This is a genomic window from Pseudomonas sp. N040, from assembly GCF_015637705.1.
Classification (GTDB): Bacteria; Pseudomonadota; Gammaproteobacteria; order Pseudomonadales; family Pseudomonadaceae; genus Aquipseudomonas.
This window is the reverse complement of sequence record NZ_JADOBE010000008.1, coordinates 113,037-135,854: the sequence shown is the minus strand read 5'-3', so window position 1 is coordinate 135,854 and position 22,818 is coordinate 113,037. Positions and strand designations below refer to the sequence as shown.

The 22,818-nt window shown below is 64.4% G+C and carries 22 protein-coding genes and 1 tRNA gene; 4 read left to right on the top strand and 19 right to left on the bottom strand.

Translation table 11 applies throughout. The features are described 5' to 3' along the window. Positions 1-52: 52 nt before the first annotated feature. The 6 genes from rplI to rnr form a co-directional block, all read right to left on the bottom strand. Entirely contained in the window at positions 53-499 is a 447-nt protein-coding gene (gene rplI, locus ISX93_RS13090; protein WP_195779176.1) for a 50S ribosomal protein L9, read from the bottom strand. Between the two features lie 21 nt (positions 500-520). Then, entirely contained in the window at positions 521-1,414 is an 894-nt protein-coding gene (locus ISX93_RS13085) for a hypothetical protein (RefSeq protein ID WP_195779175.1), read from the bottom strand. A 35-nt stretch (positions 1,415-1,449) separates the two neighbouring features. Then, positions 1,450-1,680: a 30S ribosomal protein S18 gene (rpsR, locus tag ISX93_RS13080; RefSeq protein ID WP_195779174.1), complete on the bottom strand. Its 231-nt coding sequence runs from the start codon at positions 1,678-1,680 to the stop codon at positions 1,450-1,452. A gap of 28 nt (positions 1,681-1,708) precedes the next feature. Next, entirely contained in the window at positions 1,709-2,128 is a 420-nt protein-coding gene (gene rpsF / locus ISX93_RS13075) for a 30S ribosomal protein S6 (protein ID WP_195779173.1), read from the bottom strand. Positions 2,129-2,334: 206 nt separating this feature from the next. Then, positions 2,335-3,090, bottom strand: a complete 756-nt coding sequence (gene rlmB, locus ISX93_RS13070; protein WP_195779172.1) for a 23S rRNA (guanosine(2251)-2'-O)-methyltransferase RlmB — start codon at positions 3,088-3,090, stop codon at positions 2,335-2,337. After that, a complete protein-coding gene (rnr, locus tag ISX93_RS13065; protein WP_195779171.1) occupies positions 3,087-5,642 on the bottom strand; it encodes a ribonuclease R in 2,556 nt (851 codons plus the stop codon). Before rnr ends, rlmB begins: the two co-directional genes overlap by 4 nt. 203 nt (positions 5,643-5,845) lie before the next feature. Here rnr and ISX93_RS13060 point away from each other — a divergent pair. Continuing rightward, positions 5,846-5,932 (top strand) — tRNA-Leu (locus ISX93_RS13060). A gap of 153 nt (positions 5,933-6,085) precedes the next feature. On the opposite strand, the gene ISX93_RS13055 is transcribed toward ISX93_RS13060, so the two are convergent. From ISX93_RS13055 to ISX93_RS13000, 12 genes are all read right to left on the bottom strand, one after another. After that, positions 6,086-7,381 carry an adenylosuccinate synthase gene (locus ISX93_RS13055; RefSeq protein ID WP_195779170.1) on the bottom strand — a complete coding sequence of 432 codons (1,296 nt, stop codon included), beginning with the start codon at positions 7,379-7,381 and terminating at the stop codon, positions 6,086-6,088. 52 nt (positions 7,382-7,433) lie between these two features. Further along, positions 7,434-8,621 carry an ATP phosphoribosyltransferase regulatory subunit gene (locus ISX93_RS13050; protein WP_195779169.1) on the bottom strand — a complete coding sequence of 396 codons (1,188 nt, stop codon included), beginning with the start codon at positions 8,619-8,621 and terminating at the stop codon, positions 7,434-7,436. Between the two features lie 36 nt (positions 8,622-8,657). Continuing rightward, entirely contained in the window at positions 8,658-8,843 is a 186-nt protein-coding gene (locus tag ISX93_RS13045) for a DUF2065 domain-containing protein (RefSeq protein ID WP_195779168.1), read from the bottom strand. A 126-nt stretch (positions 8,844-8,969) separates the two neighbouring features. After that, complete coding sequence (gene hflC / locus ISX93_RS13040; RefSeq protein ID WP_195779167.1) at positions 8,970-9,839, bottom strand: protease modulator HflC; 870 nt, start codon at positions 9,837-9,839, stop codon at positions 8,970-8,972. Beyond that, positions 9,839-10,981 (bottom strand): FtsH protease activity modulator HflK, encoded by a 1,143-nt coding sequence (gene hflK / locus ISX93_RS13035; protein WP_195779166.1) that lies wholly within the window; start codon positions 10,979-10,981, stop codon positions 9,839-9,841. Before hflK ends, hflC begins: the two co-directional genes overlap by 1 nt. 98 nt (positions 10,982-11,079) lie before the next feature. After that, a complete protein-coding gene (gene hflX / locus ISX93_RS13030; protein ID WP_195779165.1) occupies positions 11,080-12,381 on the bottom strand; it encodes a ribosome rescue GTPase HflX in 1,302 nt (433 codons plus the stop codon). A gap of 14 nt (positions 12,382-12,395) precedes the next feature. Then, positions 12,396-12,659, bottom strand: coding sequence for an RNA chaperone Hfq (gene hfq, locus ISX93_RS13025; protein ID WP_195779164.1), 264 nt, complete (start codon positions 12,657-12,659; stop codon positions 12,396-12,398). Positions 12,660-12,738: 79 nt separating this feature from the next. Then, positions 12,739-13,704, bottom strand: coding sequence for a tRNA (adenosine(37)-N6)-dimethylallyltransferase MiaA (gene miaA, locus ISX93_RS13020; RefSeq protein ID WP_195779163.1), 966 nt, complete (start codon positions 13,702-13,704; stop codon positions 12,739-12,741). Then, the gene (gene mutL, locus ISX93_RS13015; RefSeq protein WP_308705340.1) at positions 13,704-15,584 is read right to left on the bottom strand and encodes a DNA mismatch repair endonuclease MutL; all 1,881 of its coding nucleotides are present in this window, start codon (positions 15,582-15,584) and stop codon (positions 13,704-13,706) included. The genes miaA and mutL overlap by 1 nt, the downstream gene beginning before the upstream one ends. Before the next feature lie 11 nt (positions 15,585-15,595). After that, complete coding sequence (locus ISX93_RS13010; RefSeq protein ID WP_195779161.1) at positions 15,596-17,059, bottom strand: N-acetylmuramoyl-L-alanine amidase; 1,464 nt, start codon at positions 17,057-17,059, stop codon at positions 15,596-15,598. An 18-nt stretch (positions 17,060-17,077) separates the two neighbouring features. Further along, complete coding sequence (tsaE, locus tag ISX93_RS13005) at positions 17,078-17,551, bottom strand: tRNA (adenosine(37)-N6)-threonylcarbamoyltransferase complex ATPase subunit type 1 TsaE (RefSeq protein ID WP_195779160.1); 474 nt, start codon at positions 17,549-17,551, stop codon at positions 17,078-17,080. After that, positions 17,539-19,038, bottom strand: a complete 1,500-nt coding sequence (locus ISX93_RS13000; RefSeq protein WP_195779159.1) for an NAD(P)H-hydrate dehydratase — start codon at positions 19,036-19,038, stop codon at positions 17,539-17,541. The genes tsaE and ISX93_RS13000 overlap by 13 nt, the downstream gene beginning before the upstream one ends. Before the next feature lie 62 nt (positions 19,039-19,100). Between ISX93_RS13000 and queG the strand changes: the two genes are divergently transcribed. Beyond that, the gene (gene queG / locus ISX93_RS12995) at positions 19,101-20,186 is read left to right on the top strand and encodes a tRNA epoxyqueuosine(34) reductase QueG (RefSeq protein WP_195779158.1); all 1,086 of its coding nucleotides are present in this window, start codon (positions 19,101-19,103) and stop codon (positions 20,184-20,186) included. On the opposite strand, the gene orn is transcribed toward queG, so the two are convergent. Further along, positions 20,183-20,725, bottom strand: a complete 543-nt coding sequence (gene orn / locus ISX93_RS12990) for an oligoribonuclease (RefSeq protein WP_195779157.1) — start codon at positions 20,723-20,725, stop codon at positions 20,183-20,185. The genes queG and orn overlap by 4 nt on opposite strands. Positions 20,726-20,865: 140 nt before the next feature. Here orn and rsgA point away from each other — a divergent pair, with 140 nt between their 5' ends. Then, entirely contained in the window at positions 20,866-21,897 is a 1,032-nt protein-coding gene (gene rsgA / locus ISX93_RS12985) for a small ribosomal subunit biogenesis GTPase RsgA (RefSeq protein WP_195779156.1), read from the top strand. 64 nt (positions 21,898-21,961) lie between these two features. After that, the gene (locus tag ISX93_RS12980) at positions 21,962-22,777 is read left to right on the top strand and encodes a rhodanese-like domain-containing protein (RefSeq protein WP_195779155.1); all 816 of its coding nucleotides are present in this window, start codon (positions 21,962-21,964) and stop codon (positions 22,775-22,777) included. Positions 22,778-22,818 lie beyond the last annotated feature (41 nt).

Here is a 22,818-nt window from a genome sequence, read left to right as displayed (position 1 = left end):
GCCCGATTGTCAGCAGGCCGGCGCTTGCGCGCAAGCCCGCTGGACGAATGACTTAACCAGCCACCACAACCACTTTGACGGTAGCCTCGACGTCAGTGTGCAGGTGCACATTGATATCGAATTCACCCAGGTTGCGAATGGTGCCATTCGGCATGCGTATTTCGCTTTTTTCTACTTCAACGCCAGCGGCAGTAATTGCCTCAGCGATGTCGGTAGTACCGATCGAACCGAACAGCTTGCCTTCATCACCGGCCACCGCCGGGATGCTGATTTGCAGTTCGTTCAGCTGGGCAGCACGCGCTTCAGCCGAAGCTTTCTTCTCGGCAGCAGCTTTTTCCAGCTCGGCACGACGCAGCTCGAAAGCAGCGATGTTTTCAGCAGTGGCAGCAGTCGCCTTGCGCTGTGGCAGCAGGAAATTGCGGCCATAGCCCGACTTGACGTTCACTTTGTCGCCCAGGTTGCCCAGGTTGGCGATCTTTTCTAGCAGGATGACTTCCATTTGAGTCTTACCTCTTAACTTTTAACCTTCACCATTCGCCGGACCTGCACCATTTTTTGGAGCCAGGCGCCGGCGAAAATCAATCAGACTGTCGACTACGGCCAACATCACCAGTAACGGAAAAACCAGCTGCATAAACAGCAGCAGCGATACATACAGCCCCACCAGCCAAAACCGGCCCGACTGACCCTGTGCCACCAGACCGTGCAGCAGCGCCAGACCGGCAAATGCCAGGGCGACACTGCACAGCGGCATCAGCATGGCCAGCTGGACGCCAAAATTCGGCGCAACCAGCATCACCAGCAGCAACCCGATCGCCAGCGGTGCGGGCAGCCTCAGTGCGCGAAATTCGCGACCAAAACCACCCGGGTTGTAGAGCAGCGCCTGCCAGTAACGCCCCAGTACCAGGGCCAGCAAACTCACCGCCTGCAACACCGCAGCCATCAGGCCGACCATCACCGGAGCCAGCAGGCTTTCCAGTTTGGCCCGTTCTGCCACCGACAGCTGCTCGTAGACACCTTCGAGCAGCTTCGGCAACAGCGCCTGTAACTCGCTAACCGTGGCGGCAATCAACTCGCCGAACAGTGATCCCAGCACCAGGCTGTAGACCACCCCCAGACCAACGCTGAGCAGCAACACCCGAGGCCAGGAGGCACTGCTGCGCAGCACCAGAGCCAGACCAAGCGTGCCGAGCAACACCAGCAGGGTGCGCGGTTCGCCGAAATACCACCAGACCAGTGCCGGCAACAGGGCCCAGACGAGGATGCCCAGGGCATCACTCAGGCCGCGCCGCAACAGCACCAGACTGCCTGCAGCAGCACCCAGCCAGAACAGCATCGGCAGGGCTGCAGCAGCCGCCACCACCAGGGTGGCCTGCATGCGGCCGCGCATGATGAACTCAGCCAGGGCGCGCATGCGTTTTATCCTTTACCTGTGTCGACCGTCAGCAATCAATGACCGTGGCTGTCGGTGTAGGGCAGCAGGGCCAGGAAACGGGCGCGCTTGATGGCGGTGCCCAGCTGACGCTGATACTTGGCTTTGGTACCGGTAATACGGCTAGGGACAATCTTGCCGGTTTCGGAAACATAGGCCTTCAGGGTGTTGAGATCTTTGTAATCGATCTCTTTCACGTCTTCAGCGGTGAAACGGCAGAATTTACGACGACGGAAGAAACGTGCCATAACAGTGGCTCCTCAATAGATCCTTGGATTACTCGTCAGCGTTGTCGCTGTCGCTATCGCTGTCGTCGCCATCATCGGCTACGTCAGTTTCAACGCGCTCACGGCGCTCGCGGCGATCGCTGCGATTTTCCTCAGCCTTGAGCATCTCGGACGGGCCGACAACGGCTTCATCGCGACGGATGACCAGGTTACGAAGAACGGCATCGTTATAGCGGAAGTTATCTTCCAGTTCAGCCAGGGCTTTGCCGGTGCACTCAACATTCAGCATCACGTAGTGAGCCTTGTGAATGTTGTTGATGGCATAGGCCAGTTGACGACGGCCCCAGTCTTCCAGGCGGTGAACTTTACCGCCGTCTTCTTCGATCAGCTTGGTGTAACGCTCGACCATGCCGCCGACTTGTTCGCTCTGATCCGGGTGGACCAGGAACACGATTTCGTAATGACGCATAATTGCTCCTTACGGGTTGTAGCCTGCCGGGACATCCGGTCAGGCAAGGAGTGAATGTTTCGTTTGACTTGCCGGCGGGAAGGCACAAAAGAGCCTGCCCGCACGGCAAGGGGCGCCATTCTAGAGAAGGCCCCCTGCCGACGCAAGGAAAACTGGCGATTATTTGTACAGCTGCGCGCGCCGCAACAAGCACCTGCGGCGAGCGTTCAGGCCTTGCCGACAGCCTGCTTGCGCTGGCGCAGCGCCTCGAACAGGCAGATGCCGGTTGCCACCGAGACATTCAGGCTGCTGACGCTGCCAGCCATCGGCAGGCGCACCAGGAAGTCGCACAAATCGCGCGTCAGGCGGCGCATGCCCTTGCCCTCGGCGCCCATCACCAGCACGATCGGACCGGTCAGGTCCTGCTGGTACAGCTCCTGCTCTGCCTCGCCGGCCGTGCCAACCAGCCACAGGCCACGCTGCTGCAGTTTCTCCAGGGTGCGCGCCAGGTTGGTCACGGCAACCAGCGGAATCACTTCAGCCGCGCCGCAGGCGACCTTGCGCACGGTGGCATTCAGGGTTGCCGACTTGTCCTTGGGCACGATGACGGCCAGCGCGCCGGCGGCATCGGCGGTGCGCAGACAGGCGCCCAGGTTGTGCGGATCGGTCACCCCGTCGAGGACCAGCAGCAAGGGCACGCCTTCGCGGCGGTCGAGCAATTCCTCGAGCATGGCCTCGCCCCAAACCTGGCTGGGGCTGACCTCGGCCACGACCCCCTGGTGCACGCCTTCCGCCCACTCATCCAGCTCGCGCCGATCCTTGTGCCCTACCGGTACGCGTGCCGGCCCGGCCAGCTCGAGCAGGGTCCTGACCCGCGGATCATTGCGGCTTTCCGCCAGCCACAGTTGCTTGACCCGCTTCGGGTGATGGCGCAGCAATGCCTCGACGGCGTGCACGCCAAAGACCTTCTCCAGGTCACTCATGGCTTGGCCTTGCGCTTGCGTGGCTTGCCCGCAGCCGGCGCAGCGGCTCCCTGGCGCGACGCCGACGCGCCCTTCTCCGCACGTGCCGGTGCAGCCTTGGCCGCGCCGGCCCTGCCAGGCTTGCCGCCACCCTTGGAGCCAGACAGCAGCGCCTTCTTGATCTCGCGACTTTTCTGCACATCGGTATTGCCGCCAGCCGGCTTGCCGCTGGCTGGAGCGCGCTCCACCTTGCCACGCCCGCCAGCCTTGCCGGTGGCCGCTGCGGCGCTGCGCGAACGCCCCTGCGGCGCAGCGCCTGCGGCAGCCTGCGACAACTCGAAGTCGATCTTGCGCTCGTCCAGATCGACGCGCATGACGGTCACTTCCACGCTGTCACCCAGGCGGAAGCTGCGGCCGCTGCGCTCACCCGACAACCGATGGTGAACCGGATCGAAGTGGTAATAGTCGCCCGGCAACGCGGTGACATGCACCAGACCCTCGACATAGATTTCGCGCAGCTCGACGAACAGGCCGAAGCCGGTGACCGCGGTGATGACCCCGGGGAAGCTTTCGCCGACGCGGTCCTTCATGAACTCGCACTTGAGCCAGTTGACCACGTCACGGGTTGCCTCATCGGCACGCCGCTCGGTCATCGAGCACTGCTCGCCGAGCTGCTCCAGCGCCGCTTCGTCATACGGATAGATGCGCGCTTTCGGGATTGCCGGCGCACCGGCGCGCTGCACATGCGGCGTATCCAGCTTGGAACGCACCACGCTGCGAATGGCGCGATGCACCAGCAAGTCGGGGTAGCGCCGGATCGGCGAGGTGAAGTGGGTATAGGCCTCGTAATTCAGGCCAAAGTGGCCATTGTTGTCGGCGCTATAGACCGCCTGGCTCAGCGAACGCAGCATGACCGTCTGGATCAAGTGGAAATCCGGTCGCTCGCGGATGCTCTCCAGCAGCTTCTGGTAATCCTTGGGCGACGGACCATCCTTGCCCCGATGCAACGACAGGCCGAGCTCGGTGAGAAAGGCCTTGAGTTTCTCCAGGCGCTCCGGTGGCGGGCCATCGTGCACCCGGTACAGCGACGGGATCTCGTGCCGGCGCATGAATTGCGCGGTGGCGACGTTGGCCGCCAGCATGCACTCCTCGATCAGCTTGTGCGCATCGTTGCGCTGGGTCGGCTTGATCTCGGCAATCTTGCGCCCGCTACCGAAGATGATGCGGGTTTCCTGGGTCTCGAAATCGATGGCGCCACGCTCGTGGCGGGCCGCCAGCAGCACCTGATACAGCGCATACAGCTGCTTGAGGTGCGGCAGCACTTCGGCATACTCGCCACGCAGGGCCTTGCCTTCACCGCTCTTGGGCTGCTCGAGCATGGCGCTGACCTTGTTGTAGGTCAGGCGCGCATGGGAGTGAATGACTGCTTCGTAGAACTGGTAATCCACCAGTTTGCCGAGCTTGGAGATGGTCATCTCGCAGACCATGGCCAGGCGATCGACGTGCGGGTTCAGCGAGCACAACCCGTTGGACAGCTCCTCCGGCAGCATCGGCACCACGCGCTCGGGGAAATACACCGAGTTGCCGCGGTTCTGCGCCTCCTCGTCCAGCGCCGAACCCACCTTGACGTAATGCGAGACGTCGGCGATGGCGACATACAGCTTCCAGCCACCGGAAAACAGCTTCCAGGCCGAACTGTTCCTTTCGCAATACACCGCGTCATCGAAGTCGCGGGCATCCTCGCCATCGATGGTGACGAACGGCAAATGACGCAGGTCGACACGCTTTTCCTTGTCCTTGTCTTCCACTTCGGGCTTGAGCTTGGCGGCTTCCTTGACCACCGCCTGCGGCCACACATGCGGAATATCGTAGCTGCGCAGCGCCACGTCGATTTCCATGCCCGGCGCCATGTAGTTGCCGACCACCTCGACGATATCGCCCTGCGGCTGGAAGCGCGGGGTTGGCCAGTGGGTGATCTTCACCTCGACGAACTGGCCGACCTTGGCGTTGCCGGCACGTCCCTGGGAGATCAGCACTTCCTGCTGGATCTTCGGGTTATCCGGGATCACGAAGCCAATCCCGCTTTCTTCGTAGTAGCGGCCAACGATGCTCTCGTGCGCCCGCACGATGACTTCGACGATCGCGCCTTCACGCCGGCCGCGACGGTCCAGCCCGGAAACCCGGGCCAGCGCGCGATCACCATCGAACACCAGGCGCATCTGCGCCGGGCCGAGAAACAGGTCTTCGCTGCCGTCATCCGGCACCAGAAAACCAAACCCGTCACGGTGCCCGCTGACCCGTCCGCAAATCAGGTCCAGCTTGTCCACCGGGGCGTAGGTGCCACGACGGGTAAAAATCAGTTGCCCGTCGCGCTCCATGGCGCGCAGTCGTCGGCGCAGTGCTTCCAGCTGCTCGTCCGTGGTCAGCCCGAATTCTTCCAGCAACTGCTCTCGACTGGCCGGCGCACCGCGCTCGCTCAGATGCTTGAGAATCAGCTCACGGCTGGGTATCGGATTTTCGTATTTTTCCGCCTCGCGGGCGGCCTCGGGATCGAGGGTTTGCCAATCGGCCATTAAGTAAATTCACCTTTGTTCATGGTTGGGACAATGCCCTGCGCGTATTGAAGCGCGAAAACGGCATTCAGGTCAGCTTTCCACTGACATTAAATTTTTTTGCAATCGGGGTTTACAAGCAAATATCGGATCCGTATATTGCGCCCCCACAGCGACGGCAACGTTGTTGTAGTTGAAAGCGGTGAGCAATCATCACTCTCAACGCCCAGGTGGCGGAATTGGTAGACGCACTAGGTTCAGGTCCTAGCGGTGGCAACACCGTGGAAGTTCGAGTCTTCTCCTGGGCACCAAATTCAAGACAAAACCGAGCTCCGGCTCGGTTTTGTCTTTTCTGCATCCGGAAAATCCAAAACCGCTTAACACTCCGCTGTTCCCGCATCCAGTTTGCCATCGCGCCGATTGCTGCACGGTTGCACGGCAACCCCACAGCAATCGGCAGCGGATCAGGCGTAAGGATGGCGCAGAACGATGGTTTCGTTACGGTCGGGGCCAGTCGACACGATATCGATCGGCGCTCCGACCAGCTCCTCGACACGGCGGATATACGCCCGCGCATTGGCCGGCAACTCTTCCAGCGTTCGCGCACCCACGGTCGACTCGCTCCAGCCGGCTATTTCCTCGTATACCGGTTGCAGACCCTGGTAGCTGTCGGCATCGGTCGGCGCATCGACCAGCAGATCGCCATTCTGATCCTGGTAGCCGGTGCAGATGCGAATGGTCTCCAGGCCATCCAGCACATCCAGCTTGGTCAGGCACAGACCGGAAATACTGTTGATCTCGATGGCGCGACGCAGGATTACCGCGTCAAACCAGCCACACCGGCGCGCGCGCCCGGTGGTCGAACCAAATTCATGGCCACGCTTGGCCAGGCGCGCGCCCACGTCGTCAAACAGCTCGGTCGGGAACGGCCCGGAGCCCACGCGCGTGGTGTAGGCCTTGGTGATGCCGAGGATGTAATCCAGGTACAGCGGCCCGAAGCCCGAACCGGTAGCCGTGCCGCCAGCCGTGGTACTGGAGCTGGTGACGAACGGGTAAGTGCCATGATCGATGTCGAGCAGGGAGCCCTGGGCCCCCTCGAACATGATGTAGGCCCCTTCCCGGCGCAGCTGGTGCAGGCGGGCCGTCACATCGATCACCATCGGCTTGATGATCTCGGCATAGCCCAGCGCTTCATCCAGCGTCTGCTGGAAATCGACTGCCGGCTCCTTGTAATAGTGCTGCAGGACAAAGTTGTGGTAGTCCAGCAACTCTTTCAGCTTGGCGGCAAAGCGCTCGCGATGGAACAGGTCGCCAATCCGCAAGCCGCGGCGCGCCACCTTGTCCTCGTAGGCCGGGCCGATACCACGCCCGGTGGTGCCGATTTTGGCATCGCCACGCGCCTTCTCGCGCGCCTGGTCGAGCGCCACGTGATACGGCAGAATCAGGGTACACGCGGAGCTGATCCGCAGGCGCTCGCGCACCGGCACACCTTTCTGCTCCAGGTTGGTAATCTCGCGCAGCAGCGCATCCGGCGCCACTACCACGCCGTTGCCGATCAGGCACTCAACACCTTCGCGCAAGATTCCGGACGGAATCAGGTGCAAAACGGTTTTTTCGCCATCGATAACCAGTGTGTGCCCTGCGTTGTGGCCGCCCTGAAAGCGCACCACGGCAGCCGCCTGATCCGTCAGCAGATCGACGATCTTGCCTTTGCCTTCATCACCCCATTGGGTGCCCAGGACGACGACATTCTTACCCATTACAGTTGCCCTCTTAGCAAGTTCAGCAGCCGGCTGTACCGGCAAATCTCTATCAGGACGCCACTGGCGCCAGTTGCCAGCGGCCATCTTGCAGCACCAGCTGGCGATCGCAGCCGGCCACGACGGCCGCCGCCAGGTCCTGTCCAGGCAACGCCTGCAGCACCTTCAAGCCCTCGCGGCGCAACCGTTGAATTTCTTTCCACAGGTACAGGTCATGCACATCCGGGGCCCAGACTCCCGGTAGCGGAGCATCTTCCGGGCGCTGGCCGAGCGTCACCAGGGTCTTCAGATCGGTGGAAAAGCCGGTGGCCGGACGGGCCCGGCCGAAGTCGGCGCCGATATCGTCATAACGCCCGCCCTGGGCAATCGACTGGCCAACCCCCGGCAGGAACGCCGCAAAGACCACACCGGTGTGATAGTGGTAGCCGCGCAACTCGCCGAGATCGAAATACAGCGGCACTTCGGGATAGCGCAACTCGAGGGCATCGGCAATCGCCAGCAGCTCGTCAAGCGCGCAATGCACCTCTTCCGGAGCCTCGACCAGGCACGCCTGCGCCAGTTCGAGCACTTCCCGGCCGCCGCACAACTCGGCCAGCGACTGCAGCATGTTGGCCAGATTCGCCGGCAGTCCGGCGGTCAGCTGCTCCACTTCATCCAGTGCCTTGCGCTGCAGGGCATCAAACAGCTGCTGCTCGGTTTCCCCCGAGAGCCCGGCAGCCTTCGCCAGGCCGCGGTAGATGCCGACATGCCCGAGATCTAGGTGCACGTCCGCCACCCGGGCCAGCTCCAGCACCTCCAGCAGCAGACTGATCACCTCGACATCGCTGGCCGGGCTGGGATCGCCATACAGCTCGGCACCCAGCTGGATCGGACTGCGCGAGGTCGAAAGCGCCCGCGGCCGCGCGTGCAGCACGCTACCGGCGTAGCACAGTCGACTGGGGCCTTCGCGGCGCAATGAATGCGCATCTATGCGCGCCACTTGTGGCGTGATGTCCGCACGAAAACCGATCAGCCGACCGGATTGCGGATCCGTCACCTTGAAGGTACGCAGGTCAAGATCCTGGCCGGCGCCACTCAGGAGTGATTCGATGTATTCAATGTGCGGGGTGATGACCAGCTCATATCCCCAGCACTGAAAAAGGTCGAGCACACGCCGTCGGGCCGACTCGATACTCGCCGCTTCGGGCGGCAGTACTTCTTCGATGCCATCTGGCAGCAGCCAGCGGTCTATCGTTGCCATAACGCCTTTTCCTCTATCGATCAGGGCGGCAAGCCTTCAGTGAAGCCAATACAGGGCGGCCGTGCCGAGCAACATGCAGGCCAGCCCGATGAGGCGCAAGTGTCGGTCTGGCAGTCGAGCCAGCTGCAGCACCGTTTCGCGCCAGCGGCGCGGGGCGAGAAACGGCAGGATGCCCTCAAGCACCAGCACCAGACACAGCGCTACGCCGACTTCCTGCCACATGCCAGCCACTCACATGAACCCCACAGACGCAAAAAAGCCGGGATTTTCCCGGCTGAGGAATGGTAACACAGTTTGCCTTGAGATCACCCCGACAGCCTTGCGGCTGCCAGAATGACTTCAGTCCGGTCAGGGCCTGGATTTTTCCATGTAGCGGAAGAACTCGTTGGCCGGATCCAGCACCAGCACGTCGGTCTTGTCCGCGAAGCTTTCACGGTAAGCCTTCAGGCTGCGGTAGAACGCGTAGAACTCCTGATCCTGGCCAAACGCCTTGGCGTAGATCTCGGAGGCGCGCGCATCACCGTCACCGCGGGTCTGCTCGGCTTCCCGATAGGCCTCGGCGACAATCACGCGCTTCTGCCGGTCGGCATCCGCCCGAATGCCCTCGGCCAGCTCGCGACCCTTGGCGCGGTGTTCGCGGGCTTCCCGCTCACGCTCCGAGGCCATCCGCTCGAACACGCTGCGATAGACCTCTTTGGGCAGGTCGATGGCTTTGACCCGCACATCGACCACCTCGATGCCCAGCTCCTTCTGCGCCATGCGGTTGAGGTTGGAGGTGATATCGGCCATCAGCGCATCACGCTCGCCGGACACCACTTCATGCAAGGTGCGCTTGCCGAACTGGTTGGACAGCCCGGAGACCAGACGCTGCGACAAGCGGTCATCGGCAATCTGCTTGAGCCCGGAAGTTGCGGTGTAGTAGGTCCCGGCATCGGCAACCCGCCACTTGGCATAGGCATCGACGATCACCGCCTTCTTCTCCAGAGTCAGCAGGCGCTGCGCGGGCGAATCCAGGGTCAGCAGGCGACCATCGAACTTGCGCACCTGGTTGACGTAGGGAATCTTGAAGTGCACGCCGGGCTGCACGTTGTCCTGCACGATGCGACCGAACTGCAGCAATACGGCCCGCTCGGTCTGGGCAATCACGTAGAAGCTGTTCCAGCCCACGATGGCCAGCACAACGCCGCCAATCAGCGCCAACAATGATTTATTGCTCATCAGCGACTCTCCCTGGCACGCGCATCACGCTGCAGATCAATCGTCGGGCGCGAGCTGCCATCGGCACCTGCTGCGCTATCCGCCGGATTGACCAGCGGCTTGCCGCGTCCATCCATCATCTTGTCCAGCGGCAGGTAGAGCAGGTTCTGCCCCTTGTTGCCACTCACCAGCACCTTGCTGGAGTTGCTCAGCACTTCCTGCATGGTGTCGATATACAGACGCTCACGGGTGACTTCCGGAGCCTTGCGATACTCGGCAACCAGCTTGCTGAAGCGCTGCGCCTCACCTTCGGCACGAGCAATGACTTCATCGCGGTAGCCACTGGCATCCTCGATGGCGCGCTGCGCCTGGCCGCGCGCCTCGGGAACCACGCTGTTGGCGTAGGCCTCGGCCTGATTCTTCTCGCGCTGCTCGTCTTCACGGGCACGGGTTACATCATCGAAGGCATCCTTGACCTCGGCCGGCGCCGCGGCCCGCTGGATGTTCACCTGGGTAACCTGGATACCGGTGCCATAGTTGTTGAGGAAGCTCTGCAGGCGCGCCTGCACCTCATTGCCCATCACCTCGCGGCCCTCGGTCAGCACCTGATCCATTTCGGTCGAGCCGACCACATGGCGCAGGGCGCTTTCGGTCGCCTGGCGAAGGCTGTTCTCCGGCGAGTCAACCTTGAGCACAAAGTCCTCCAGGTTGCTGATCTTGTATTGCACGGTCAGCGGAACTTCGACAATGTTTTCATCTTCGGTGAGCATCTGCCCGACCTTGGAGTAGGTGCGCTCGCCCTTGACGTTTTCCTGGAACTTCTTGTCGATCGGCGGGAAATAGAAATTCAGACCCGGTCCGACCGTCTCGTGATACTTGCCGAAGCGCAGCACCACTGCCTGCTCCTGCTCGTCGACGACATACACCGCGCTGTACAGCCAGATCGCCGCCAACAGGACCAGGCCGAGCAGCAGCAGGCTGTAACCGCCGCCCTGGGCTGCGTCGCCATTGCGCGGCTTGCCCCCGCCAAAAATATTGCCCAGGCTTTCCTGCAGCTTGCGAAACGCCTCATCCAGATCTGGCGGCCCCTGACGGCCGCCACCTTTGCGGCCACCCCAGGGGTCTTGATTGTTCGAGTTGCCACCGGGCTCATTCCAAGCCATAGCGCTCTCCATAGAATAAAAAGCTAAGACGTGTCGATGACACGCCGGCCAATGCTACCGAATGCCGGACCCCAGCGCCAAAGACGCTGCGCCAGGCATTATTGCAAAGTGTGTTGCTCGATGAATTCAGCGGGTTGCAGTCCTTCGCGGGTGATCAGGCGGTTCAACTCGGAGCGCGGCAGACGCACCTCCAGCAGCGACTCGCCAGCCTCGTCGTGCGACTCGCGCAGCACCGCCCCGGCGCTAAACAGCTGCGCACGCAAGCGGCCCAGGCGCTGCGGCAATTGCAGTGTACCGACAAACAGTTCCTCGCCGAGCAACTCGGCAATCGCCTGGCGCAGCAGATCCAGACCACGCCCGTCCCGTGCCGACAACCAGACCCGTTCGGGACGGCCACTGGCGTCGCGCTGGATATGCGGTTCGATCCCTTCGAGCAGGTCGAGCTTGTTGTAGACCTCGAGCAGCGGTATTTCAGCGGCACCCACTTCCGCCAGCACGGCCAATACCTGCTCGATCTGCAACTGCCGCTCCGGCTCGTGAGCATCGATCACGTGCAGCAGCAGATCGGCGTTGCTGGACTCCTCGAGTGTCGCCCGAAAGGCTTCGACCAGCTTGTGCGGGAGGTGACGGATGAAGCCGACCGTATCGGCCAGCACCACCGGGCCAAGATCGTCCAGATCAAGGCGGCGAAAGGTCGGATCCAGGGTGGCAAACAGCTGATCGGCGGCATACACCTCGGAGCCGGTCAGCGCATTGAACAGGGTGGACTTGCCGGCGTTGGTGTAGCCCACCAGCGACACTGCCGGCAGCTCTGCCCGGCGGCGGCCGCGACGCGCCTGCTCGCGCTGGCTGCGTACCGTCTCCAGGCGCTGCTTGATCTGGCGGATACGCACGCGTAGCAGACGCCGGTCGGTTTCCAGCTGGGTTTCACCCGGCCCACGCAGGCCGATACCGCCTTTCTGGCGCTCCAGGTGGGTCCAGCCGCGCACCAGGCGGGTGCTCATGTGGTCAAGCTGGGCCAGTTCGACCTGCAGTTTGCCTTCATGGGTGCGCGCGCGCTGGGCAAAGATATCCAGAATCAGGCCGGTTCGGTCAAGCACACGGCACTCGAGAGCCCGTTCCAGGTTGCGCTCCTGGCTGGGCGTGAGCGTGTGATTGAAGATCACCAGTTCTACCTGCGCCGCTTGCACCAGTTGGCGCAACTCGTCGACCTTGCCACTGCCGATCAGGTACTTCGCGGTCAGCTGACTGCGCGGCACCCGGAAAAAAGCCACCGCCTCGGCGCCGGCAGACAACGCCAGCTCCTGAAACTCCTGGGGATCTTCACGAACCCCGGGCTCCTGGCCCTCCAGATGGACCAGGACGGCCCGCTCACCACCACCCGGGCGTTCGAAGAACAACGCAGCCCCCTAAATCAGAAGTTGCCCGGCTCGACCGGGAGCTCGTCTTCCGTTTCCGGGCCAGCCGGCAGGCGCACCGGACGACTGGGAACCACGGTAGAAATGGCGTGCTTGTAGACCATCTGGCTGACAGTGTTCTTCAGCAAAATCACGAACTGGTCGAATGATTCGATCTGGCCTTGCAGCTTGATGCCGTTGACCAGATAGATGGATACCGGCACGCGCTCCTTGCGCAGGGTATTCAGGTAAGGGTCTTGTAGCGAATGCCCTTTTGACATGTGTTGCACTCCTCAAACAATCGAAAGTTATTGCAGCAAAAGCATGCTGCCGCCCCAAAGAATAGACGGCAAATCAGTGTTACCCAGCCAATATTGTGGCGGAATTCAGGTATTTCAAGGCGCGTGGCAGATTATCGTCAGCCAGGCTGTCGAGCCAGTGCAAGTCCTCCCAGCCGCGCAGCCAGGTAAATTGCCGCTTGGCCAACTGCCGGGTGGCAATGATGCCACGCAACTCCAGTTCTGCCAGGCTCAGGCGGCCCTCAAGATAATCCCAGACCTGGCGATAACCAACCGAACGCATGGAGGGCAGCCCGGGATGCAGGTCGCCGCGCTGGCGCAGTGCCTCCACTTCGGCGATGAAACCCTGCCCGAGCATGTGCCGGAAGCGCTGGGCAATCCGCTCATGCAGCAATTGCCGCTGCACTGGCGCGATGGCCAGCCGCGCAACGGCATAGGGCAGCCCGCCGGCAGCAGTGCCCTGCGCGGTTTTCTGCAGTTCGCGGTGCTGGGTCATGGTCAGACCGCTGACGCGATACACCTCGAGCGCACGAATCAGGCGCTGCGGGTCATTCGGATGGATACGCTGCGCCGACTGCGGATCAATGACCTGCAACTCCCGGTGCAGGGCCTGACATCCCGCGCTCGCGGCCAACGCCTCCAGCTCGGCACGCACCCCCGGATCCGCCGCCGGCATGTCCGCCAGCCCTTCTTCCAGCGCCTTGAAATACAGCATGGTGCCGCCGACCAGCAGCGGAATGCGCCCACGCGCGCTGATTTCCGCCATCGCCTGCAACGCATCGCGGCGAAAGTCCGCGGCCGAATAACTCTCCAGCGGGTCGCGGATATCGATCAGCCGATGCGGAAACTCGAGCAGCGTCTGCCGGTCCGGCTTGGCGGTACCAATATCCATGCCGCGATAGACCAGTGCCGAATCAACGCTGATCAACTCACAAGGCAGATGCCGCGCAAGCTCCAGCGCCAGGTCGGTCTTGCCGGCGGCGGTGGGGCCCATGAGGAAGATTGCCGGTGGCAACGGGCTGGACATCAGCGACCACGCAGGAACAGGCGATCCAGATCATCCAGGCCCAGTTGCGTCCAGGTTGGCCGGCCATGGTTGCACTGGCCGCTGCGCTCGGTCTGCTCCATATCGCGCAGCAGGCCATTCATCTCCGGAATGCTCAAGCGCCGGTTGGCCCGCACCGAGCCGTGACACGCCATGGTGCCGAGCAACTCGTTGAGGTGTGCCTGGATCCGGTCGCTACTGCCATATTCGAGCAGGTCGGCCAGCACATCGCGCACCAGCCCGGTGGCCTCGGCCTGCTTGAGCAACGCCGGAACCTGGCGAATGGCCAGGCTCTCCGGGCCCAGCCGCTGCAGCTCGAAGCCCAGGCGCTGAAACCACTGCGCATGCTCTTCGGCGCAATCCGCCTCGCGCTCGCTGAGCGCCAGCGCCTCCGGCACCAGCAACGGCTGGCCGCGCAGCCCTTCACTGGCCATCGCCAGCTTCAGGCGCTCATAGGTGATCCGTTCATGGGCGGCGTGCATGTCCACCAGCACCAGCCCATGGCTATTTTCCGCGAGAATATAGATGCCCTTGAGCTGGGCCAGGGCATAGCCCAGCGGCGGCACATCAGCCCCGCCCTCGGGCAGACTGGCTGGGTCCGTGGCTGGCAGTGGCGCGAAGAATTCACGGTAGGCACCCTGAGCCTCGGCCTGCGGCAGCGCAGCTGACGGTCGCTGCCCCTGATAGCCGGCACCCGCCCCCTGCCAACCGGCTGCAGTGGCTGGCCGCTCGGCCAGATTGGCCGCCAGGCCCATCTCGCCCTGCGGGCCGAACTCGCCTGCCGCCAGCCCGCTCGGCCGTTGCACCTGAACAGCCAGCGCCGGCGCCGCCAGCTGGTCATCCGGGCGTACATCGCCGAGCGCGCGGTGCAGGGTGCCGTACAGGAAGTCGTGCACCATGCGGCTCTCGCGAAAACGCACTTCATGCTTGGTCGGATGCACATTGACATCGACGACTGCCGGATCGACCTCGAGGAACAGCACGAACACCGGGTGCCGGCCGTTGTACAGCACGTCGCGATAGGCCTGGCGCACGGCATGCACGACCAGTTTGTCGCGCACCATGCGCCCGTTCACGTAGAAGTACTGCAGGTCGGCCTGGCTGCGCGAGTAGGTCGGCAGGCCTACCCAACCCCACAGATGCAAGCCATTGCGCTCGACCTCGATCGGCAGCGCCTGCTCGAGAAAGCCCGGCCCGCAGACTGCCGCCACGCGCCGCGCGCGCGTCAGGTCATCGGGGGCCTCGTGCAGGGCCAGCACGCTCTTGCCGTTATGCCGCAGGTTGAAGGCCACATCGAAACGCGCCAGGGCCAGGCGCTTGATGACTTCCTGCAGGTGATCGAACTCGGTTTTTTCGGCCCGCAGAAACTTGCGCCGCGCCGGCGTGTTGAAGAACAGGTCGCGCACTTCCACCGTGGTACCCACCGGGTGCGCCGCTGGCTGCACCCGCGCCGCCATGTCGCGCCCTTCGGTTTCGACTTGCCAGGCCTGCTCGGCCTCCAGGCTGCGCGAAGTCATGGTCAGTCGCGACACCGAACTGATCGAGGCCAGGGCTTCGCCGCGGAACCCCAGGCTCATGACCCGCTCGAGGTCTTCCAGGTCGCGGATCTTGCTGGTGGCATGTCGTTCCAGGGCCAGCGGCAAGTCTTCGGCCGGGATGCCGCTGCCGTCGTCACGCACTCGCAGCAACTTGATGCCACCCTGCTCGACATCCACGTCGATGCGCCTGGCGCCGGCATCCAGACTATTTTCCAGCAGCTCCTTGATGACCGAAGAGGGTCGTTCAACCACCTCGCCGGCAGCAATCTGGTTGGCCAGGCGCGGGCTCAGCAGGTGGATGCGGCGTGGCTCGGCAGCTGTCACGGACGGATTGCTCAAGGCTGGGCCGCCAATGCCGTGGCGGGAATGTTCAGTACCTGGCCGACCTTCACCGTATCGCTGCTCAGGCGATTGGCGCTGCGCAGCGAAGCCAGGCTGACCTGGTAACGCATGGCGATCAGCGACAGGCTTTCACCGGACGACACCACATGATCGCGCGGCCCCTGCGGCACCTTGCCGGAGTCGCGCAACCAGGCCAGATAGGTTCCCGGTGGTGGATTCTGCTGGAAGAACTGGCGCACCCCGGTGGTGATCGAGCGCGCCAGCGCTTGCTGGTGGCTTTGCGTGGCCAGCTTGCCCGACTCCTTCGGGTTGGAGATGAATCCGGTTTCCACCAGGATCGAGGGAATGTCCGGCGACTTCAGCACCATGAAGCCGGCCTGCTCGACACGCTTCTTGTGCAGCGGGGTGACCCGCCCCATGTTGACCAGCACCTTCTGCCCGACATTCAGGCTGGAGGACAGCGAGGCCGTCATCGACAGATCGAGCAGCACCCCCGCCAGCATGCGGTCCTTGTCATCCAGGCTGACATTGCCGGTACCGCCGATCAGGTCCGACTGGTTCTCGCTGTTGGCCAGCCAGCGCGCGGTCTCCGAAGTCGCCCCGCGATCGGACAAGGCATACACCGAAGCACCAAAGGCTGCCGCACGCGGCGCGGCATCGGCATGGATCGAGACAAACAGGTCGGCACCCTTGTTGCGGGCGATCTCGGTGCGCCGGCGCAGGGGAATGAAGTAATCGCCGGTGCGCACCAGTTCGCCGCGGAAGCCCTTTTGCGCATTGATCTGGCGTTGCAATTCCCGGGCAATCGCCAGCACCACGTTCTTTTCCCGCGCACCGCTGGGGCCCAGGGCGCCGGGATCCTCGCCACCATGACCGGCGTCGATGGCGATGATCACATCGCGGCGCCCCGCCACGGGCACGGCAGGCGGCACCGGCTTGGGCGGAGCGATCTGTGTCATCGGCGGTTGCACGCTGGCAACCGGCTGGCTGGCAAGCGCCGGCACAGCCCCGGGTGCGTTAACCGGGGCCGGGGCGGGGGCGACCACCGGCGCCGCAGCGTCCTCCGCATCGAACAGGTCGACGACCAGGCGATTACCGTACTGCTGGTTGGGTGCCAGGGAGAAACTTTTCGGCGTGACCGCGGCAGACAGGTCGATCACCAGACGCAACTCGTCAGGCGCTCTTTGCGCGGAACGCAGGCTGGTGATCGGCGTGTTGGCCAGGCTCAACTGTTCGAGGCTGGTTGCCAACTGGGCGCCCTTGAGGTCGACGACGATGCGATCCGGCGCGGAGAGAATGAACAGGCTGTGCTGCACCGGCCCGCTCAGGTCGAAAACCAGCCGGGTGTTATCCGGTGCCCGCCAGAGCCGCACGCTGCGCACTTGCGAAGCAGCCAGGGCATCGGCACTGCTCGCCAGCAGCAGCCACGATGCGGCCAACAACGCGCTCAAGCGCATACCCACCACCCCACTTTCTTATGTATTTGACGGGCCATTCAGCGCCTCGCACCAGATCAGGCCACGTTCGGTACCGGGCTGCAAGTGCAGGTCGCGGCCACCCGCATGCTGACTAATGGTAATGTCCAGGTCGGGCTTTGGCAAAACCCCGCTACCGCGCTCGGGCCATTCGATCAGGCACAGCGCGTCCTCGGCGAAATAATCGCGAATACCGAGAAACTCCAGCTCTTCCGGGTCCGCCAGGCGGTACAGGTCGAAGTGAAATACCCGCAACGCACCGATTTCATAGGGCTCGACCAGGGTAAAAGTCGGGCTCTTCACCGCCCCGACATGCCCCAGCCCGCGCAGCAGCCCCCGCGACAGCGTGGTTTTTCCGGCCCCCAGGTCACCGCGCAGAAACACGATGCCATGCCCGGCAGTCACCGCAGCCAGGCGCGCGCCCAGCGCCAGCATGGCCTCCTCGCCCGCTACCTGCAGCGTCAGGCCTGGCATGGCGAATGCGCCTCCAGTTGCTGGCGAATCACCGGTAACAGGTCGCTGGCCGCCAGGCCCCGCCCCAGCGGCGCCAGCTGCTCGCCGGCGCGGGCGTGCAGCCACACCGCCAGCCGCGCGGCGGCGAAGGCCGGCAAGCCCTGCGCCATGAGCGCGCCGATCAGGCCGGCCAGCACATCACCAAAGCCGGCACCGGCCATCGCCGGATGGCCATTGCTGCACACCGCCAGTTGCCCGTCCGGGCTGGCCAACAGGGTTCCCGCGCCCTTGAGCACGACCACCGCCTGATAGCGTTGCGCCAGGGCCCGCGCCGCCGCCGGCCGATCGGCCTGCACGGCGCTGGCGGCACAACCCAGCAGGCGCGCGGCCTCCCCCGGATGCGGGGTGATCACGCTGCCCGCCGGCAGCCGGACCGCGCCGCTCGCCAGCAGGTTCAGCGCATCCGCATCCCACACCTGCGGCAACCGACTGTTCGCCAGCGCACTCAGCAGGCTGCGGCCCCAGGCCGCCTGCCCCAGGCCGGGACCGACCACCAGCACAGCGGCCGCCGCCAGCAGGGGCCGCAACTGGTTGGCCGAGGCAACGGCCACGCACATCAATTCCGGCTGCCGCGCCAGCGCCGCCAGCACATGCTCGGCGCGTGTCGCCAGCGACACCAGCCCCGCCCCGGCACGCAGGGCACTTTCTGCGGCCAGCAGGGCGGCGCCGGCCAGCCCGCGGTCCCCGCCCACCACCAGCAGATGGCCGAGCTGGCCCTTGTGGGCAGTCCGCGAGCGCGGCGCCAGCGGCTGCAGGCTGGCGGCTGCCAGGCGCTGCGCCATTGCCGGCACCCGGGCGCGCAGCGCGGAATCGGCCTGCAACTCGGCGAACTGCAGCGCGCCCACCCGGTCCGGGCCGCTGCCGGTAAACAGCCCCAGCTTCAAGCCGATGAAGGTCACGGTCAGGCTGGCCCGGACCGCCACGCCCAGCTCACAGCCCGTGTCGGCGCACAGCCCGGACGGAATATCCACCGCCAGTACTGGCAAGCCGCTGGCGTTGAGCAGCCGGATGGCCTGTGCATAGGGTTCGCGCACGGCGCCCTGCAGGCCGGTCCCCAGAAGGGCGTCGACCACCACGCCGCGCAGCGTGGCGCACTCACTCCAGGGCTGCACGGTCACGCCAGCCGCCTGTGCCTCGGCACAGGCCTGCGCCGCATCGCCCTGCAACTGTTGCGGTTCGCCAACCGCCAGCAGCTGCACCTGCCAGCCGGCGCGCCGGGCCAGTGCCGCCACCAGGTAACCATCGCCGGCATTGTTGCCGCGCCCGGCCAGCACGCTGATGGCGCCCGCCTCCGGCCAGCGCTGGCGCAGGGCACGCCAGCAGGCATGCGCCGCGCGCTGCATCAGTTCATGGCCGGGGGTACCTGCCGCGATCAGCTGCGCATCCAGTTCGCGAACCTGTGCGGCACTGTATATCTGCAGGGGTAACTCATCAGGTGAATCTGGCATGCGTGGAAAGCTCCGATGTCTGGCAGAATTATACCCATCCCCGTTCCGGTTTCCGTACTGCAATGCCCGCACCGCACGCCGCTCTCGACGCCCCCGCCCTGGCCGACCTGGCCCGGGATATCCGTGACTGGGCCGGCGAGCTGGGTTTCCAGCAGGCCGGCATCAGTAATGTCGACCTGGGCGAACACGCCGCCCACCTGGATAACTGGCTGGCGGCCGGCTACCAGGGCGAGATGGACTACATGGCCGCCCATGGCCCCAGGCGCAGCCACCCCGCACGACTGGTCCCCGGCACGCTGCGGGTGATTTCCCTGCGCATGGACTACCTGCCGGGGGACACCCGCATGGCGCAGGTACTGGCGCAACCCGGGAAGGCCTACCTGTCACGCTACGCCCTGGGGCGCGACTATCACAAGCTGATCCGCAAGCGCCTGCAGCAACTGGCCGAGCGGATCCAGCAACGGATCGGCCCGTTCGGCTATCGCGCCTTTGTCGACAGTGCTCCGGTACTGGAAAAGGCCGTGGCCGAGCAGGCCGGGCTGGGCTGGATCGGCAAGAACACCCTGCTGCTCAACCGTCAGGCCGGCAGCTGGTTCTTCCTCGGCGAACTGTTTGTCGACGTGCCCCTGCCGGTGGATGCGCCGCATGCCGGCGAGCATTGCGGCAGTTGCCGCGCCTGCCTGGATATCTGCCCCACCGGAGCGTTCGTCGGGCCCTATGTGCTGGATGCGCGGCGCTGCATTTCCTACCTGACCATCGAGCTCAAGGGTGCCATTCCGCTGGAACTGCGCCCGCTGATCGGCAATCGCGTGTTCGGCTGCGACGACTGCCAGCTGGTCTGCCCGTGGAACCGCTTCGCCAAGCCAACCCGGCAGACCGACTTCCTGCCCCGCCACGCCCTGGACAACAGCGAGCTGGCGACGCTGTTTCGCTGGACCGAAGCGGAGTTTCTCAGCCGCACCGAAGGCTCACCGATCCGCCGCACCGGCTACCAGGGCTGGCTGCGCAACCTGGCCGTCGGGTTGGGCAACGCACCCGGCACCATCGCCGTGATCGAGGCCCTGGAGCTGCGCCGCGACGACCCCTCCCCAATGGTTCGCGAGCATGTGGCCTGGGCCCTGCAGCGGCATGGCCGAGCTACTTCTTAGACCTTGAGGAAGTGCTGGCGGTAGTGCTGCAGCTCGGCGATCGACTCGCGGATATCGTCCAGCGCCTGATGGGTGCCGCGCTTGACGAAGCTTTCCTTGACCTGCGGCGCCCAGCGCTCGGCGAGAATTTTCAGGGTCGATACATCCAGCGAACGGTAATGGAAGAACGCTTCCAGTTGCGGCATGTAGCGACACAGGAAGCGCCGGTCCTGGCCGATACTGTTGCCGCAGATCGGTGACTTGCCCCTGGGCACCCACTGCTCGAGGAACGCCAGGGTCTGGGCTTCGGCCATGGCCGTGTCGATGCGGCTTTCGCGCACGCGGCGGGTCAGCCCGCTGTCGCCATGGGTGCGGGTGTTCCACTCGTCCATCCCGGCCAGCGTGGCATCGCTCTGGTGGATGGCGATCACCGGCCCTTCGGCCAGCACGTTCAGGTCGCTGTCGGTGACGATGCTGGCCATCTCGATGATGACATCGGTCGCGGGCTCCAGACCGGTCATTTCCAGGTCGATCCAGATCAGGTTCAGGGGGTTCTGCATGCTCGGCGCTCCTTTATTCAGTGATCCAGTGTAATCAATTCGGCGCCGACCCTGCGGATTCAGGTTGCCGCGTGCGCCGCAGCAGGCCAGACCAACCCGCGTGCTAAACTCGGCGCCGATTCCCCATTCCGGACCCTTCCATGAGCAAGCGCCAACTCACCCGCCGCCAGAGCTGGCGTATCGACAAAGTCCAGGGCGAGAGGGCCGCCAGGGCCGCCAAGCGCGAATCGAAAGCGCTGGAGGAGCTGGAAGGTGGCGACCTGGGCCCGGAACAGACCGGCCTGGTGATTGCCCACTTTGGCGTGCAGGTCGAGGTCGAGGCGCTCGAAGGCGACAGCAGCGGCCAGGTCATGCGCTGCCACCTGCGCGCCAACCTGCCACAGCTGGTGACCGGCGACCGGGTGGTCTGGCGGGCCGGCAACCAGGGCACCGGGGTGATCGTCGCGCAACTGCCGCGCCACTCCGAACTGTGCCGGCCCGACACGCGCAACCAGCTCAAGCCGGTGGCAGCCAACGTCGACCTGATCGTGATCGTGTTCGCCCCGCTGCCCCACCCGCACGCCAACCTGATCGACCGTTACCTGGTAGCGGCCGAACACGCCGGCATCCGCCCCCTGCTGCTGCTGAACAAGGCCGACCTGGTGGATGAGGAGAACGCTGCGACGCTGGATCGCCTGCTCGACACCTATCGCCAGCTGGATTACCCGCTGCTGGAGGTTTCCGCCCATCAGGGTGCCGGAATGGAAACCCTCCGCCAGCAGCTGGACGGGCATATCAGCGTGTTTGTCGGCCAGTCCGGGGTCGGCAAGTCGTCGCTGGTCAACAGCCTGCTGCCGGGCATCGACACCCGCGTCGGCCCGCTGTCGGAAGTCACCGGCAAGGGCACGCACACCACCACCACCGCGCGGCTGTTCCACTTCCCCGGCGGCGGCGAGCTGATCGACTCCCCCGGCATCCGCGAGTTCGGCCTCGGCCATGTCAGCCGCGACGACGTCGAAGCGGGCTTCATCGAGTTCCGCGACCTGCTCGGCACCTGCCGCTTCCGCGACTGCAAGCACGATCAGGAGCCCGGCTGCGCGCTGCTCAAGGCCCTCGAGGAAGGCCTGATCCAGCCACAGCGCATGGCCAGTTACCGGCACATTCTCGCCAGCCTGCCGCAACCGGACTACTGAGCAGCCACCGCCCGGGGCAAGGCTTTCAGCTACAATCGCCCCCAACCTCTCGAGGATCGACAGCATGTCCGACTTTTCCAATCTGCCCCGAATCATTGAGCCGGAGGACCTGGCAGCGCGCCTGGAAGCCCCCGAGCTGATCCTGGTCGACCTTGGCAGTCTCGCCCGCTATAGCGAAAGACATATCCCCGGCGCCCGCCACCTGGATGTCATGCGCACCCACCGGAGCAATTCGCCGAGCCCCGGACTGCTTCCCGATAAAAACGAACTGGAACAGTTGTTCGGCGAGCTCGGCCACCGGCCAGACGCCGTCTATGTTGCCTACGACGATGACGGCGGCACCGCAGCCGGCCGCTTTCTCTGGCTGCTGGACGTCATCGGCCATCCACACTGGCATTTCCTCAATGGCAGCCTTGCCGCCTGGATGGAAACCGATCGCCCGCTGAGCAGCGCAGTACCGGAAACCACCAGCAGCAGACCCCAGCTGACCCTGCGGGACGGCCCGACCGCCTCGCGCGAATACCTGCAGGAGCACCTGGGCGCAGCCGACCTGGTGGTCTGGGATGCCCGCAGCCCGGCAGAATACCGTGGCGAAAACCTGCGCGCGGCGCGCGGCGGCCACATCCCCGGCGCCATCAATCTTGAATGGAACAGCGGGATCGACCCGCAACGCAACCAGCGGGTCCGCCTGGACATTGCCCAGCTACTGGCCAGCCAGGGCATCACACCGGACAAGGAAGTGATCACCCACTGCCATACCCATCGTCGCTCCGGCTTCACTTATATGCTGGCCCGGGCCTTGAACTACCCGCGAATCCGCGCCTATGCCGGCTCCTGGGCAGAATGGGGCAATCAGCCGGATACCCCGATCGAGTCCTGACCGGCCAGCGGTTGCCCGGCCGAGCATCGATTGCAGCGCAG

What these genes read in the sequence shown, in the direction of transcription:
- rlmB (WP_195779172.1), bottom strand. Translation starts at nt 3,090, where the DNA reads ATGAGTGACCTGGAGAAGGTCTTTGGCGTGCACGCCGTCGAGGCATTG.
- ISX93_RS13055 (WP_195779170.1), bottom strand. Translation starts at nt 7,381, where the DNA reads ATGGGTAAGAATGTCGTCGTCCTGGGCACCCAATGGGGTGATGAAGGC.
- rplI (WP_195779176.1), bottom strand. Translation starts at nt 499, where the DNA reads ATGGAAGTCATCCTGCTAGAAAAGATCGCCAACCTGGGCAACCTGGGC.
- ISX93_RS12980 (WP_195779155.1), top strand. Translation starts at nt 21,962, where the DNA reads ATGTCCGACTTTTCCAATCTGCCCCGAATCATTGAGCCGGAGGACCTG.
- queG (WP_195779158.1), top strand. Translation starts at nt 19,101, where the DNA reads ATGCCCGCACCGCACGCCGCTCTCGACGCCCCCGCCCTGGCCGACCTG.
- hflC (WP_195779167.1), bottom strand. Translation starts at nt 9,839, where the DNA reads ATGAGCAATAAATCATTGTTGGCGCTGATTGGCGGCGTTGTGCTGGCC.
- ISX93_RS13085 (WP_195779175.1), bottom strand. Translation starts at nt 1,414, where the DNA reads ATGCGCGCCCTGGCTGAGTTCATCATGCGCGGCCGCATGCAGGCCACC.
- ISX93_RS13010 (WP_195779161.1), bottom strand. Translation starts at nt 17,059, where the DNA reads ATGCGCTTGAGCGCGTTGTTGGCCGCATCGTGGCTGCTGCTGGCGAGC.
- hflK (WP_195779166.1), bottom strand. Translation starts at nt 10,981, where the DNA reads ATGGCTTGGAATGAGCCCGGTGGCAACTCGAACAATCAAGACCCCTGG.
- tsaE (WP_195779160.1), bottom strand. Translation starts at nt 17,551, where the DNA reads ATGCCAGGCCTGACGCTGCAGGTAGCGGGCGAGGAGGCCATGCTGGCG.
- rnr (WP_195779171.1), bottom strand. Translation starts at nt 5,642, where the DNA reads ATGGCCGATTGGCAAACCCTCGATCCCGAGGCCGCCCGCGAGGCGGAA.
- hfq (WP_195779164.1), bottom strand. Translation starts at nt 12,659, where the DNA reads ATGTCAAAAGGGCATTCGCTACAAGACCCTTACCTGAATACCCTGCGC.
- rpsF (WP_195779173.1), bottom strand. Translation starts at nt 2,128, where the DNA reads ATGCGTCATTACGAAATCGTGTTCCTGGTCCACCCGGATCAGAGCGAA.
- rpsR (WP_195779174.1), bottom strand. Translation starts at nt 1,680, where the DNA reads ATGGCACGTTTCTTCCGTCGTCGTAAATTCTGCCGTTTCACCGCTGAA.
- rsgA (WP_195779156.1), top strand. Translation starts at nt 20,866, where the DNA reads ATGAGCAAGCGCCAACTCACCCGCCGCCAGAGCTGGCGTATCGACAAA.
- orn (WP_195779157.1), bottom strand. Translation starts at nt 20,725, where the DNA reads ATGCAGAACCCCCTGAACCTGATCTGGATCGACCTGGAAATGACCGGT.
- miaA (WP_195779163.1), bottom strand. Translation starts at nt 13,704, where the DNA reads ATGTCCAGCCCGTTGCCACCGGCAATCTTCCTCATGGGCCCCACCGCC.
- ISX93_RS13000 (WP_195779159.1), bottom strand. Translation starts at nt 19,038, where the DNA reads ATGCCAGATTCACCTGATGAGTTACCCCTGCAGATATACAGTGCCGCA.
- ISX93_RS13045 (WP_195779168.1), bottom strand. Translation starts at nt 8,843, where the DNA reads ATGTGGCAGGAAGTCGGCGTAGCGCTGTGTCTGGTGCTGGTGCTTGAG.
- ISX93_RS13050 (WP_195779169.1), bottom strand. Translation starts at nt 8,621, where the DNA reads ATGGCAACGATAGACCGCTGGCTGCTGCCAGATGGCATCGAAGAAGTA.